This is a genomic window from Vibrio sp. V23_P3S9T160, assembly GCF_963886625.1.
Classification (GTDB): domain Bacteria; phylum Pseudomonadota; class Gammaproteobacteria; order Enterobacterales; family Vibrionaceae; genus Vibrio; species Vibrio anguillarum.
Genome location: NZ_CAWPDB010000033.1, coordinates 44269 through 57827, shown reverse-complemented (window position 1 = coordinate 57827; position 13559 = coordinate 44269). Strand labels below are relative to the sequence as shown.

Annotated in this window: 13 protein-coding genes; 9 read left to right on the top strand and 4 right to left on the bottom strand. The window is 46.0% G+C overall.

Annotated elements, in window-relative coordinates; all coding sequences use genetic code 11:
• On the bottom strand, positions 1-151 hold a 151-nt coding region (locus tag AACU59_RS02270), incomplete at its 3' end, for a DUF2989 domain-containing protein (RefSeq protein ID WP_161437817.1).
• A 101-nt stretch (positions 152-252) separates the two neighbouring features.
• Here AACU59_RS02270 and AACU59_RS02265 point away from each other — a divergent pair.
• Positions 253-537, top strand: a complete 285-nt coding sequence (locus tag AACU59_RS02265) for a YeaC family protein (protein ID WP_013857226.1) — start codon at positions 253-255, stop codon at positions 535-537.
• A gap of 92 nt (positions 538-629) precedes the next feature.
• On the opposite strand, the gene ansA is transcribed toward AACU59_RS02265, so the two are convergent.
• Together ansA and sppA are read right to left on the bottom strand one after the other, a co-directional pair.
• Positions 630-1643 carry an asparaginase gene (gene ansA / locus AACU59_RS02260; RefSeq protein WP_017044568.1) on the bottom strand — a complete coding sequence of 338 codons (1014 nt, stop codon included), beginning with the start codon at positions 1641-1643 and terminating at the stop codon, positions 630-632.
• Positions 1644-1763: 120 nt separating this feature from the next.
• Positions 1764-3614, bottom strand: coding sequence for a signal peptide peptidase SppA (gene sppA / locus AACU59_RS02255; protein ID WP_161437816.1), 1851 nt, complete (start codon positions 3612-3614; stop codon positions 1764-1766).
• 212 nt (positions 3615-3826) lie between these two features.
• Here sppA and AACU59_RS02250 point away from each other — a divergent pair, with 212 nt between their 5' ends.
• Positions 3827-5830: an NADPH-dependent 2,4-dienoyl-CoA reductase gene (locus AACU59_RS02250; RefSeq protein ID WP_094145814.1), complete on the top strand. Its 2004-nt coding sequence runs from the start codon at positions 3827-3829 to the stop codon at positions 5828-5830.
• Positions 5831-5955: 125 nt separating this feature from the next.
• Here the strand turns inward: AACU59_RS02250 and purU are convergent, their stop codons facing one another.
• Positions 5956-6789, bottom strand: a complete 834-nt coding sequence (purU, locus tag AACU59_RS02245) for a formyltetrahydrofolate deformylase (protein WP_010317194.1) — start codon at positions 6787-6789, stop codon at positions 5956-5958.
• Positions 6790-6976: 187 nt separating this feature from the next.
• Here purU and AACU59_RS02240 point away from each other — a divergent pair, with 187 nt between their 5' ends.
• The 7 genes from AACU59_RS02240 (at position 6977) to fadD (ending at position 13517) form a co-directional block, all read left to right on the top strand.
• Positions 6977-7177 carry a hypothetical protein gene (locus AACU59_RS02240; RefSeq protein WP_013857222.1) on the top strand — a complete coding sequence of 67 codons (201 nt, stop codon included), beginning with the start codon at positions 6977-6979 and terminating at the stop codon, positions 7175-7177.
• A gap of 94 nt (positions 7178-7271) precedes the next feature.
• A complete protein-coding gene (locus AACU59_RS02235; RefSeq protein ID WP_038148369.1) occupies positions 7272-9215 on the top strand; it encodes an ATP-dependent DNA helicase in 1944 nt (647 codons plus the stop codon).
• An 8-nt stretch (positions 9216-9223) separates the two neighbouring features.
• Entirely contained in the window at positions 9224-9925 is a 702-nt protein-coding gene (gene tsaB / locus AACU59_RS02230; protein WP_017047797.1) for a tRNA (adenosine(37)-N6)-threonylcarbamoyltransferase complex dimerization subunit type 1 TsaB, read from the top strand.
• Positions 9926-9978: 53 nt separating this feature from the next.
• Entirely contained in the window at positions 9979-10284 is a 306-nt protein-coding gene (locus tag AACU59_RS02225) for a chromosome partitioning protein ParA (protein ID WP_161437815.1), read from the top strand.
• 15 nt (positions 10285-10299) lie between these two features.
• Positions 10300-10863 (top strand): Slp family lipoprotein, encoded by a 564-nt coding sequence (locus AACU59_RS02220; protein WP_029626776.1) that lies wholly within the window; start codon positions 10300-10302, stop codon positions 10861-10863.
• 2 nt (positions 10864-10865) lie between these two features.
• Positions 10866-11720 carry an alpha/beta fold hydrolase gene (locus tag AACU59_RS02215; RefSeq protein ID WP_094144909.1) on the top strand — a complete coding sequence of 285 codons (855 nt, stop codon included), beginning with the start codon at positions 10866-10868 and terminating at the stop codon, positions 11718-11720.
• A 102-nt stretch (positions 11721-11822) separates the two neighbouring features.
• Positions 11823-13517, top strand: a complete 1695-nt coding sequence (gene fadD, locus AACU59_RS02210; protein WP_094144908.1) for a long-chain-fatty-acid--CoA ligase FadD — start codon at positions 11823-11825, stop codon at positions 13515-13517.
• Positions 13518-13559 lie beyond the last annotated feature (42 nt).

The following is a 13559-nucleotide window of genomic DNA, read 5'->3' as shown; positions in this document are numbered from 1 at the left end:
GAACTCTACATTGCCCATCATTTATATTGAGCCTTTCACAGCGCAAATTAGGATTATCTGCACATAGCTTGTCGGTATCTCTGTTATTCTCAAAGCAGCCACTTATAAGAAGTGATAGGCTGAGAATCATGGGCACTTTTATCAAATTCATAATATTAGCTTGTGATCAAATACACTTATTTATTGGGCTTGTCTTGACTCAATATCATGGCAAGTTATGTTTGTGACGAATTCGTTAATTAAGGATAGACCATGGATGCCGATCAACTCATTAACGCCATCACCCCCGAAGCTTACAAGCGATTAATGCACGCTGTTGAAACGGGTAAGTGGCCTGAAGGTACACCACTTTCACAAACACAGCGAGATTCATGCATGCAAGCTGTGATGTTGTATCAATCTAAGCATAATGTAGAAGCGGACCATATGACAGTTGCCGCTGGTGGAGAAATCAGTTTTAAGTCAAAAAATGAGCTTAAAAAGCGCTTTCAAAACGGACAAGACGATATTGTTCGAGTCAATCCAAACCACGAATGAGTCTATTTGACTTGTACAGAATACAAAAATCCCCAATTCATTGAGTTGGGGATTTTGTTAATGATGGGAAAATATATTGTGGGTGTTTAAAGCTATAAGCTCATTTCACCACGTAATACTTCCTGCATTTTCTGCTTCACTTCTTCATAAGAAAGATTCTGGCTCAGTAAATAGTGAAGCTTGGCTAAAGCGGCTTCGGGTGTCATGTCGTAGCCGCTGATCACGCCTGCTTCTGCAAGTGCACAGCCAGTTGCGTAACCGCCCATGTTGACTTTACCTGCTAAGCATTGAGTTAAGTTCATGACGATCACGCCACGTTCTGAGGCTTCTTTTAAATGCGCTAATAGTTGCGCATTTTGAGGTGCATTTCCCACACCAAAAGTCAGCAAAATCATCGCGTTGACTGGCTGTAATAAGGTATTGCGGATCACTTCGTGAGAGATGCCAGGGTACATGGTAATCACACCGATCGGTTGTGGTGTAATGTTATGAACTCGGAAGGCTCCTTGCGGCTGTTCGCCAACTTTAACGTTACTGCTGATTTGAATATTGATCCCAGCTTCTAACAGCGGAGGAAGGTTCGGCGAGGTAAACGCATTAAAACCATCGGCGTGTGATTTGACACTGCGGTTACCCCGCATCAACTGATTATTGAAGAATAACGTCACTTCATTGATGGGGTAATTAGCGGCGATGTGCAACGCATTAAGTAAATTCGCTTGTCCGTCAGAGCGCAATTCAGCCAACGGAATTTGTGAGCCTGTCACAATGACGGGTTTGCCCAAGTTTTCCAACATGAAAGAGAGTGCCGACGCCGTGTAAGCCATGGTATCCGTACCATGTAAAATCACAAAACCATCGTATTTATCATAATTATCTCGAATATCGTTGGCGATTTGTTGCCAATCTTCAGGTGTCATGTCCGAGGAGTCAATCAGAGGGTCATATTCATGAATGGTGAACTCAGGCATTTCAGGGCGCTGAAATTCAGGCATACTTGCGAGTTGTTTTTCCATGAAGCCCGCAATAGGGACATAACCATGGTCGGATTTTAGCATGCCGATAGTACCGCCAGTGTAGGCGATGTAGATATGTTTTCTTGCCATAGCTAGAAATCACTCGTGTAGGGGAACAGAGCGGGGGATTATAGCGTATTCACTTAATATAAAAAGGGGCGCTCAACACAAAGCGCCCCAATGGTTTTTAGTCATTACAGATTGATATTGCTACTGAACTTGGCAGTTTAGGCAGAACGCATATTGCCCTTTCGGATCATTAAAATGGTTGAGTAAGCTGGCATCTTGCACCCATTGTTTTGCTACAGGTTGCAGCGACGCTGGCACTAGTGTTGATACATCAAAACCGAAGCGAACTTGCACTTGATTCATGATGTCTTGCAAGAATTGCTCAGCGGGTGAAAGGGGTTCTTCTACCCAATAAATATTGTAGGTCTCTAATTTTGCCAGTTGTGCTGCGAGCTTAATGGCATCATCAAAGTCACCCATTTGGTCGACTAAACCATGATCCATGGCATCCTGTCCTGTCCATACGCGGCCTTGCGCGACCTGATCGACTTGTTCCAGTGAAAGGCCACGGTTCTCTCCCACCAAACTAATGAAACGCTGGTAACCATGGTTAATGCCCAGTTGCAGTGCGTCGGCCACGCCTTTTGTTAGCCCTGTGGTGACACCGACACCAGAAAAAGGTGAGGTTCCTACGCCATCGGTATAAACCCCTAATTTATTGAGTCCTTTTTCGAATGTGGTGATAACACTAAAAATACCAATTGAACCGGTTAACGTGGTTGGCTGCGCGACAATTTTATCCGCACTCATTGAAATCCAATAACCGCCAGACGCTGCAAGGCTCGACATTGAGACGACAACCGGTTTGCCTGCGTCTTTTAACGCTTGAATTTCATTACGAATAACTTCGGAGGCAAAGGCGCTGCCTCCTGGGCTGTCCACACGCAATACGACGGCTTTGACTTTATCATCGTTACGCGCTTGGCGAAGTAATGCGGCGGTGGTATCACCACCGACTGTGCCTCGTGGGTGATCTCCATCCATGATGGTACCACTAGCCACGATTACGGCTACATCGTCCATTTCAGCGTTAAATGGTGGCTTAATGGTGGCTTGATATTCGTAGTAACCTACAGCGTTGTAGCTATCTTCTCCATTGCTGCCAAATGTTTCGGCGAGCGATAGGCGCATTTGTTGGCGAGTGGCCAATTCATCTACTAACCCTAATTTTAATGATAAAGCAGCGAGATCACCCTCGGTCGCTTTTAATTGGGTCAGAAATTCATCCATTGATGGGTTTAACGTTTTCCCGTCAATCTTACGGTTGGTCGCTACGTCATCGACGTACGCTCCCCACAACTGCGTTAACCAGCGAGAGGCGGACTCTTTTGCCGCGTCGGACATATCGTCACGAATAAATGGCTCAATGGCTGATTTATAAGTACCGACACGAAAAACGTGCGTGTTGACATCCAGCTTTTCCAGCAACGTTTTGTAGTACATTGAATAGGCACTGTAGCCTTTCAGCATCACTGCGCCATCCGGTGCCAAATAGACTTTATCGGCGTAGCTTGCCAAATAATATTGGCTTTGATTATAGAAATCTCCCACCGCGTAGATGGGTTTGCCCGTGGCTTTAAATTCGTTCAACGCTTTAGCAATGTAACGTAGCTTAGTGAGGTTGGTTTCAGGCATTTCTCCGAGAGCGAGCACAATGCCTGTGATTTTCGCATCGTCTTTCGCATGGCGAATGGTCTCTACTACATCAAATAATACATTTTCTTTGGGTAAGTCTTTGCCAAAAAATGAACCAGTCATTGAATCCATCGGATTGATGTAAGAACTCTGTTCAACAATCGGTCCCGATAAGTTCATTACTAATGCGGACTCTTTTTCTATGGTAGGCAGGGGAGAATCGGCATGCACATACAAGAAATAAATCAGTGCAATACTGAGCAAAAAGAACAGGTTGGTTAAGGCTAAACGAATAAAGGTAATGATTTTCCAAAAACCTTTAAATATCAAACCGATAAATCGAAATAGTGATTTCATTGTTTCTCCACTGCGGCTATTCGCAAGCGTGTTTAAATGAATCAAGGGATTAACCTTGAGATATTAATGGCTTACATCCTACGTGATCTAGTATACCCAAACAACCGCAAGATTGATCGGTGTTACAAAAATGTAAACACTTGTTTGATTTTTTTTGTGGGCAATAATATTCTGGTCAGACCATAACGCATAATTATAAAAGTGAAGTCGCCATGTACCCACATCTGTTAGAGCCTTTGGATTTAGGATTTACTCAGTTACGCAACCGTGTATTGATGGGATCAATGCACACGGGATTAGAAGAGCACAAGGAAGGGCTCCATAAGCTGGCCGCTTTTTATGAAGAGCGTGCAAAAGGTGGGGTTGGGCTGATTGTGACGGGCGGGTTTTCGCCTAATTTGCGCGGTCGACTGCACCCTTTCAGTGCTGAATTTAGCAAGGCAAAACATGCGCGCGCACACCAAGTTGTGACTGAGGCAGTGCATCGCCAAGGTGGAAAGATCGCCTTGCAATTGCTGCACGCCGGCCGATACGCAATGCACCCTTTTGCCCAAAGTGCTTCGGCGATTAAAGCACCTATTGCGCGTTTTGCGCCGAGTGAAATGAGTGCCCGTCAGATAAAAAAAACCATTGATGCCTTTGCCAGTAGTGCTGAATTAGCTCACCTTGCAGGATACGATGGTGTGGAAGTGATGGGCTCGGAAGGGTATTTGATCAACCAATTTATCTGTAAACGTACCAACATGCGTTACGACGATTGGGGCGGTAGTTACGCAAATCGTATCCGTTTACCCATTGAGATAGTGAAAGCGATTCGCGCAGTGGTTGGTAAAGAGTTCATCATCATTTTCCGTCTTTCAATGCTGGATTTAGTCGAAGAGGGCAGCACTTTTGAAGAGGTTTTAATGCTCGCTAAGGCACTTGAACAAGCTGGCGTGACCATTATCAATACAGGCATCGGTTGGCATGAAGCGCGCGTTCCAACGATAGCGACTCAAGTACCACGTGCTGCTTTTACTTGGGTAACGGAAAAAATCCGCCCACATCTTTCTGTGCCCGTCGTGACCTGTAATCGCATCAACACTCCAGAAGAAGCAGAAAAAATATTAGCAACGGGTCAAGCGGATATGGTGTCGATGGCGCGTCCGTTTCTTGCCGATCCAGAATTTGTTGCCAAAGCCGAGCAAGGAAAAGCCGCGCTGATCAATACGTGTATCGGCTGTAACCAAGCCTGTTTAGATAACGTATTTAAAGGTAAACGGGCCAGTTGCCTCGTCAACCCGCGGGCCTGCTATGAAACGGAAATGGTTATTCGCCCTGCGGCTCAGCCGAAAAAAATGGCGGTGATTGGCGCAGGTCCGGCGGGGCTTGCTTGCGCGACTACCTTGGCTGAGCGTGGGCATCATGTTGATCTGTTTGAAAAAAATGATCGCATTGGTGGCCAGTTCCGTTTGGCGATGCAAATTCCCGGCAAAGAAGAGTTTCGAGAAACCATTCGCTACTTTGCAAATCGTATTGATCAAACCGGTGTGCATCTGCATTTAGATACTGACGTCAATTTTGAGATGCTCGAACCGTACGATGAAGTAGTGATGGCGTCGGGTGTCGAGCCGAGAAAAGTAAAAATTGATGGTATTGATAACCTAGAAAAGGTGGTGGATTACCAAACGCTGATCCGTGAAAAAACACCCGTTGGCGAAAAAGTCGCGATTGTTGGTGCTGGCGGAATTGGTGTCGACGTCGCCACTATGTTGACTGAGCCGACAGAGCATACGCTTGATGATTGGCTGCATGATTGGGGCATCGATAAAGAGATTGCTTATCCCGGAGGTTTGTACCCATTTCCCGATTGTATGAGTGAGAAAACGGTATGGCTATTGCAGCGTCGCAAAGGACGAGTAGGTAAAGGCCCCGGTAAGACCACAGGTTGGATCCATAAACGCACCTTAGAAAAGCGTGGAGTGAATCTACTGGGTGGTGTCGGTTATGAAAAAATTGCCGCTGACGGTTTACATATCACGCTTGACGGTAATCCTTTGCTGTTAGACGCCGACAAAATTGTGATTTGTGCCGGGCAAGAATCGGTACGTCCTTTTGAAGATAAATGGGCATCATTGGGTGAGAAGATGCATGTGATTGGTGGTGCCGATTATGCTGGTGAGCTTGATGCTGTGCGTGCGATTCGTCAGGGGGTAGAGCTGGCGATCAAGTTATAATCTGTGGTCCAAGCTAGGTGGTGGTGTTATCACTTGCAGTGATCAGCCAGCAATCGTAAAACAACAAAAGGCGCAAATCGCGCCTTTTGTCTTTGCTACGTTCGTGAAGAACAGTCTTGGCTTTGCTATAAAATGACCGTTTTGTTGCCATAAACAAAAACGTGATCGTTGATAACTTTGTTCAAGGCTTTACTCAGCACATTTTTCTCAACATCCCGTCCAGCTTGCGCCATGTTTTGCGCGCTGAATGTGTGATCAACCGGGATTACATCTTGCTTAATAATCGGGCCTTCATCTAAATCATTAGTGACAAAGTGCGCCGTCGCACCAATGATTTTCACACCGCGCTCGTACGCTTGCTGGTAAGGTTTTGCACCAATGAATGCCGGTAAAAAGCTGTGATGAATATTAATAATTTTGTGATGGTACTTATCGACAAAACCAGGAGTGAGTACCCGCATGTATTTGGCGAGGACCAAATAGTCGGCGTGATATTGGTCCAGCACTTCTAACAATTTCTGCTCGTGTTCCTCGCGGTTTAGCCCTTCATGAGAAACATGGTGATACGGGATATCAAACTTTTCGGTCAGATTTTGCAGCGTATCGTAATTGCCAATCACTGCAGCAATATCGACATCCAAGCTGCCATCATAATTCTTAATCAAAATATCGCCCAAGCAATGTGCTTCTTTAGTCACCAAAATAACGATGCGTTTGCGCGAAGAATCAATCAGTTTACGCTTTGCGTGTGCAGGCAAGGCTTGGTCAAGGTCGGCTAGAAGGGTGGTGTCGTTAAAGTAGCCTTCCAATTCAGTACGCATAAAAAAGTGACCACTAATGTTATCAACATACTCATTGTTATGAATAATATTGAGTTGATGTTTATAACAAATGTTCGTGATTTTAGAGATAAGTCCGGGCGCATCACTACAATGAGTGAGCAGTGTTTTTCTTTCCATTATTAATTACTTCCGTGCATGATTTTTTTCGTTCTAAAAACTAATTCGTGAGCGTGTGAACGGTGAGGCGCCCCGCAATATAAGGGCTATAATTAATCTATTATTAAGTTGGTTTCAATATATAAACGGGTTCACCGTTAGGCTTTTACTAATTTTCTTCCTCACAGAGTGTCTTAAGGCGGTATTTATGGATAGAGAACTCCTCGCACGAAAGCTGTATATGGAAAGAGTGAGTGCATTGATGGGAGACCATCAAATTGACGAAATCATTTTGGAAGACATGTGGGAGAACCGAGCGTCACCTGCCGAGGCGGCAAAAGCAATGACCCAAACGGAGAATGGGTACGAAGGACCAGCTTGGTTATCTCGTTACCTCAATCGCAAATAGAACACACCTAACTGGCGCGGGTTGCACTTGGATTCGCGCCAGCTCATCAAACCTGACATAATGCCCCGCAACGAACACTTACCTCCACTTTTTGATGATTGCAAAAACCTTCTCTTCACAAGGCGCATTAGGCAAGGCCATTGCCGGTTTTCAAGCTCGACAAGCGCAAATTGACATGGCTGAAGCGGTCGCTAAGGCGATTGCCCAACAATCGCAATTAGTGGTTGAAGCAGGGACTGGTACAGGCAAAACCTTTGCGTATCTGGTGCCTGCGCTGCTCAGTGGTAAAAAAGTCATTATCAGTACGGGTTCTAAAAACCTACAAGAGCAGCTTTTTCATCGTGATTTACCCTTGATGATTGATGCGCTCGGTTTCTATGGCAATGTTGCGCTATTAAAAGGCCGAGCAAACTATCTGTGCCTTGATAGGCTAAGCCGCCAAATGGTGGAAAGCCACACCAACCAATCTGATCCACAGCTGCTGACTCAATTAGTGAAAGTGCGTCGTTGGTCATCGGAAACCAAAAGTGGTGATTTAGGCGAATGTGAAGAGTTGCCTGAAGACAGTGCAGTCATTCCAACCATCACCTCAACCAACGACAATTGCCTTGGCAAAGAGTGCCCAAGTTACGTCGACTGTTTTGTCTCTAAAGCGCGCAAAAAGGCGATGGATGCCGACGTTGTCGTGGTCAACCATCACCTTTTTCTAGCCGATCTGGCGATCAAAGAAACCGGGTTTGGTGAGTTGATCCCCGAAGCCGAGGTCTTTATCTTCGACGAAGCGCATCAGTTACCGGATATCGCCAGCCAATATTTTGGTCAATCGGTCTCCAGTCGCCAAGTCCAAGAGCTGGCGAAAGATATTGAAATCGGCTATCGCACTGAAGCAAAAGATATGCGCCAATTGCAGAAAGTGGGCGATAAACTGGTGCAATCAGCGATGGATTTACGCATTGTGTTGGGTGAACCCAGTTTTCGAGGCAACTGGCGTGAGGCGTTAGCTTCACCATCGATTTCGCGAGAATTAGCGCGTTTGCGAGACAGCTTAGATTTTGCTATCGATGTGTTAAAACTCGCGTTAGGTCGCAGCCAGTTATTGGATACCGCATTTGAGCGCGCCAACTTAATCAAAGGACGAATTGATCGAGTGTGTGATGTCTCTATTACTGGTTATTCCTATTGGTATGACACCACGCCGCGTCATTTTAGTTTACACATCACCCCACTTTCGGTGGCCGATAAATTTCACGAACAGGTGCAACAAAAGCAGGGCGCATGGATTTTCACCTCCGCTACTTTGGCCGTAAACGACGATTTTAGCCATTTCACTCAGCGCTTAGGATTAAAGCCCCAAGCTCAGTTTTCATTACCAAGCCCGTTTGACTATCAGCAGCAGGCGCGGCTGTGTGTGCCACGCTATTTACCTGAACCCAATAGTCCAGGCCTTGCCGATAAATTGGTGCGTATTTTGTCGCCAGTGATTGAGCAAAACCAAGGCCGCTGCTTCTTTTTGTGTACTTCCCACAGCATGATGCGCGAGTTAGGTGAACGTTTTCGAGAAGTGTTAACCGTGCCAGTGCTGATGCAAGGGGAGACGAGTAAACAAAAAACGTTGGCCGAATTTATGGAATTAGGTAATGCCTTATTGGTCGCGACAGGGGCATTTTGGGAAGGGATAGATGTTAGAGGTGACGCATTAAGCTGTGTTATTATCGACAAACTTCCATTTACCGCACCGGATGATCCGTTGTTGAAAGCGCGAATTGAAGATTGCCGAATGCGCGGTGGAGATCCATTTGCGCAAGTACAACTACCCGATGCCGTCATCACCTTGAAACAAGGGGTCGGGCGTTTGATCCGCGATAAACATGACAAAGGTGTACTGATCATTTGTGATAACCGTTTAGTCACCCGTGACTACGGTGGGCTATTTCTTGCCAGTTTACCGCCCATTCCACGTACGCGGGATTTGGACAAAGTAAAAGATTTCTTAAGTCAAATTTCAGTCACGACACCCGTAACTATTAACAACAATTAGAGACAGTAATGAGCGCAAAGATCCTTGCCTTAGACACAGCAACAGAGAACTGTTCTGTTGCTTTAATGATGAACGGCAAACTGTACGTTCGCAGTGAAGTTGCCCCTCGCGATCACACCAAGAAAATTCTACCCATGGTGGATTCCGTCCTCAAAGAAGCGGGCATCACCTTGCAGGAACTAGACGCGCTAGCCTTTGGCCGTGGTCCGGGCAGTTTTACCGGAGTACGGATTGGCATTGGAATTGCACAAGGTTTAGCATTCGGTGCTGATTTACCTATGATAGGTATTTCGACCCTGGCAGCGATGGCGCAAGGCAGCTATCGTTTACAGGGTTACCAGCAGGTGGCGTGTGCAATTGACGCCAGAATGAGTGAGATTTACTGGGGTCGTTATACACGTCAAGAAGATGGCTCTTGGCAAGAGATAGATGCAGAGTGCGTCATTGCTCCTAATACTCTTGCTGAGCAAATCAAAGCTGACAGCATCACTTGGGGCTGCGCTGGAACGGGTTGGGCGGCTTATAAAGAAGAGTTAGATACGTTGCCTATCTCGTGTCAAATGGGGGAAGTATTGTACCCAGATGCACAGGATATGGTGTTTCTTGCTCAGTATGAGTTTGCTAAAGGAAACACGCTAACAGTCGAAGAGTCGAGCCCTGTTTACCTGCGTGATAACGTGGCTTGGAAGAAGTTACCGGGCCGAGAATAATCAGTGAAAGGCAAGGCGTTGCATTCGTCTTGCTCTAATTGAATAGGAACAGTATGGTTTCAATTAACGGTTTACCTCCTGCGATAGTGCCCGGTAGCAATAGGGCTAATCGCGCAAATAAGAACAATGGGGTAAAGAAAAGCGATGCCAAAACCGGAGTAGGCCAACCTACTAAGGTGGCGAATGCTGTTTCTCATTCAATTCGTCATGTCGATCCATCAGAGATTCATCGGGCTAATCTGGAATACGATCTTCCTGAAGGCCGATCAAGAAAGGCGATGGAAGAGTACATGGACGTGATGAACCAAGCAAAAAAAGAGGAACTTGCTCAACTGCTTGGAGTCGATATCTACATCTAATCCAACAAGGTCATTATGATGCGATCTTTTTCCACTTCTAAAACGCTACTATTGTTATCGTCCACATTGCTGCTTGGTGCATGCTCAAGCTTACCGGATGATCTTCGTGCCAGTAGTGAGGCCGTGATCACCGATTACGCCACTTGGGTCAATACGCCAACCAATGAGCAAGATGAAGTCCGGCTGGGCGGCGTCATCGCCAGTGTGACTAATTTGGCGGATAAAACACGGATTGAAATAGTCAATTTGCCGATTAGCTCATCAGGCCGACCTGATATCGACCGCGAACCGCAAGGGCGTTTTGTTGGCTATGTTGACGGGTTTGTTGACCCAGTGGCTTATGCGAAAGATCGTTTGGTGACGCTAGTGGGAACCAGCCTTGCTCCAGAAAAAGCCAAAGTGGGTGAGTTTGAATACACTTTCCCAACCATGGCCGTAAAAGGACTACATTTGTGGCGAGTTGAAGAAAGAGTGGTAGTGAATGATCTCGGTACTTATATGTACCCTTGCCACAGCTTATATTGTCGTCAAATGTACATTGGTGCTCGTGAAGGGCGCGTGGTACAAGAAGTGAAATAGCGATGCAACAAAAACAGTACTCTCTTGCGCAAGGAATGATTGCGACTCAAGAGTTGGGAAACGCACAAACGGCCGACTTATCGGTCGTTTTTTTGCATGGTTGGTTAGATAATTCATCCAGTTTTCTTACCGTTATCAAAGCATTAAGTCACCTTAATCCACAGTTACACCTTTGCGCAATCGATTTACCGGGACATGGCTTTTCAAGCCATAAAGCCGACGGTCATTTTTACCCATTTCATGACTATATTGATGATATTTACTCATTTTTGCTCAACTTATCGCCAAACAGGTTAGTGATCGTAGGGCATTCCCTTGGTGCTTTAATCGCAAGTTGCTATAGTGCCGCCTTTCCTGAGCAAGTCGCAGGATTAGTTCAAATTGAAGGGGTTGTTCCATTGGCTGAATCGCCACTCAAAAGCGTTGCCAGGCTGCGTAATGGGGTGCTCAGCCGCCAGCGGATCCGGCGTAAGCCTCGTCGTAGGTTACCGAACTTAGAATACGCTGTTGCTCGCCGAGCCGAAGTCAACCAGTTAGAAGCAGCCTTGATCCAACCCATCGTTATTCGAGGGGTTGAGCGGCGCAATGACGAGTGGTATTGGCGTCATGACCCACAGTTAAACAGCGATTCCTTGTATCGCATGTCGTATGAGCATGCTCAGCACATAATGGCGCACATCCAATGCCCACAACGTGTGATTCTCGGTACACACGGTTTTTCTGAGTTACGAGCCGCTCGTGGCTATTTCGCCGATGATCGGCAAGAGATGTTCACTATTTCTGGTGGTCATCATTGCCATCTTGAGCAACCTTCGCAAGTCGCCGAACTAATTTTTGGCTTAGTTAACAAAATTTAAACAAGTGTTTGAGTGTTTCGTGCTCAAGCGCTTTGGCTGTGCTGTAATAGCGCACATAAAAATATCGCCGTAGAGCAGCCGCCAATAACGAGGAGTATTACCGTGGAGAAACCTTGGCTTTCACGCTATCCAACTGACGTACCTGAATTCATCAACCCTGATCAGTACCTCTCTTTGGTCGAAATGTTTGAGCAATCGGTTCATAAATATGCCGATCAACCAGCCTTTATGAATATGGGTTCGGTCATGACTTTTCGTAAACTGGAAGAGCGCAGCCGAGCATTTGCCGCCTATTTGCAAAATGAGCTAAAGCTGAAAAAAGGTGATCGTGTCGCCTTAATGATGCCTAACCTATTGCAGTATCCGGTCGCGTTATTTGGCGTATTACGAGCCGGGTTGATTGCGGTGAATGTTAACCCGTTGTACACCCCGCGAGAGCTTGAACATCAACTGAATGACGCCGATGCAAAGGCGATCGTCATCGTCTCGAATTTTGCCAATACCTTAGAGCAAATTGTTGAAAATACCTCGGTAAAACATGTGGTATTGACCAGCCTTGGACAGATGTTACCTAGAGCAAAAGGGACGTTGGTTGATTTCGTTGTGAAATATGTGAAAGGGATGGTGCCAAAATATGACTTACCAGGTGCCATTTCCATGCGTAAGGCGTTGCACAAAGGTCGCCGTTTACAGTATGTGAAGCCTTTTATGTCTGGCGACGACATTGCATTTTTGCAATATACCGGTGGTACAACCGGTGTGGCAAAAGGGGCAATTCTGACCCACCGCAACATGATTGCGAATGTGCTCCAAGCAAAAGGGGCATATGGCCCAGTATTGGCCGAAGGCCGCGAACTGGTTGTGACGGCATTACCGCTTTATCACGTATTTGCACTGACCGTAAACTGTTTACTGTTCGTCGAAATGGGTGGGCGTAACCTATTGATTACTAATCCACGCGATATTCCAGGCTTTGTCAAAGAGTTGCAAAAGTACCCATTTACTGCCATTACGGGGGTGAATACGCTGTTTAATGCGTTGGTCAACAACGAAGATTTCCATGAACTTGATTTCAAAAATCTTAAGCTTTCTGTTGGTGGTGGCATGGCGGTACAGCGCGCGGTGGCCGATCAGTGGAAAAAAGTGACGGGTATCCACCTGCTTGAAGGTTACGGTTTGACTGAATGTGCACCACTGGTGACAGGTAATCCTTATGATTTAAGTGATTATTCGGGAGCAATTGGTTTACCCGTACCTTCAACCGAAGTGCGTATCGTTGATGATGAAGGCAAAGTGTTGGCTTATGATCAAGTCGGTGAGTTGCAAGTGCGTGGCCCACAAGTGATGCAAGGTTATTGGCAAAGACCGGAAGCGACGAAAGAAGTGGTTGATGCCGATGGTTGGCTCTCTACAGGCGATATCGTCAAGTTTGATGAGCAAGGAATGGTCTATATTGTCGATCGCAAAAAAGACATGATTTTAGTCTCTGGATTCAACGTCTATCCTAATGAGATTGAAGATGTGGTTGCACTGCATGGCAAAGTATTAGAAGTGGCCGCTATCGGCCAGCCTCATGAAGTGTCTGGTGAAATCGTCAAGATTTATGTGGTTAAGCGTGATCCGAGCTTAACCAAAGATGAAATTATTGCCCATTGCCGTAAACATTTGACTGGCTATAAAGTGCCTAAGTTGATTGAGTTTAGGGAAGATTTACCAAAGAGTAATGTGGGTAAAATTTTACGCCGCGTACTTCGTGAAGAAAATGATGCGGCAATTGAACAAACAAAACGTGCCTAAGCATCAAGTCAGTATGAAAAAATAGTGCTAGAATGCCGACTC

Bases quoted from the DNA above. Each gene is read 5' to 3' on its own strand.
- AACU59_RS02250 (WP_094145814.1), top strand. From the start codon at position 3,827: ATGTACCCACATCTGTTAGAGCCTTTGGATTTAGGATTTACTCAGTTA.
- purU (WP_010317194.1), bottom strand. From the start codon at position 6,789: ATGGAAAGAAAAACACTGCTCACTCATTGTAGTGATGCGCCCGGACTT.
- tsaB (WP_017047797.1), top strand. From the start codon at position 9,224: ATGAGCGCAAAGATCCTTGCCTTAGACACAGCAACAGAGAACTGTTCT.
- AACU59_RS02220 (WP_029626776.1), top strand. From the start codon at position 10,300: ATGATGCGATCTTTTTCCACTTCTAAAACGCTACTATTGTTATCGTCC.
- AACU59_RS02265 (WP_013857226.1), top strand. From the start codon at position 253: ATGGATGCCGATCAACTCATTAACGCCATCACCCCCGAAGCTTACAAG.
- AACU59_RS02235 (WP_038148369.1), top strand. From the start codon at position 7,272: ATGATTGCAAAAACCTTCTCTTCACAAGGCGCATTAGGCAAGGCCATT.
- AACU59_RS02240 (WP_013857222.1), top strand. From the start codon at position 6,977: ATGGATAGAGAACTCCTCGCACGAAAGCTGTATATGGAAAGAGTGAGT.
- AACU59_RS02215 (WP_094144909.1), top strand. From the start codon at position 10,866: ATGCAACAAAAACAGTACTCTCTTGCGCAAGGAATGATTGCGACTCAA.
- ansA (WP_017044568.1), bottom strand. From the start codon at position 1,643: ATGGCAAGAAAACATATCTACATCGCCTACACTGGCGGTACTATCGGC.
- AACU59_RS02225 (WP_161437815.1), top strand. From the start codon at position 9,979: ATGGTTTCAATTAACGGTTTACCTCCTGCGATAGTGCCCGGTAGCAAT.
- sppA (WP_161437816.1), bottom strand. From the start codon at position 3,614: ATGAAATCACTATTTCGATTTATCGGTTTGATATTTAAAGGTTTTTGG.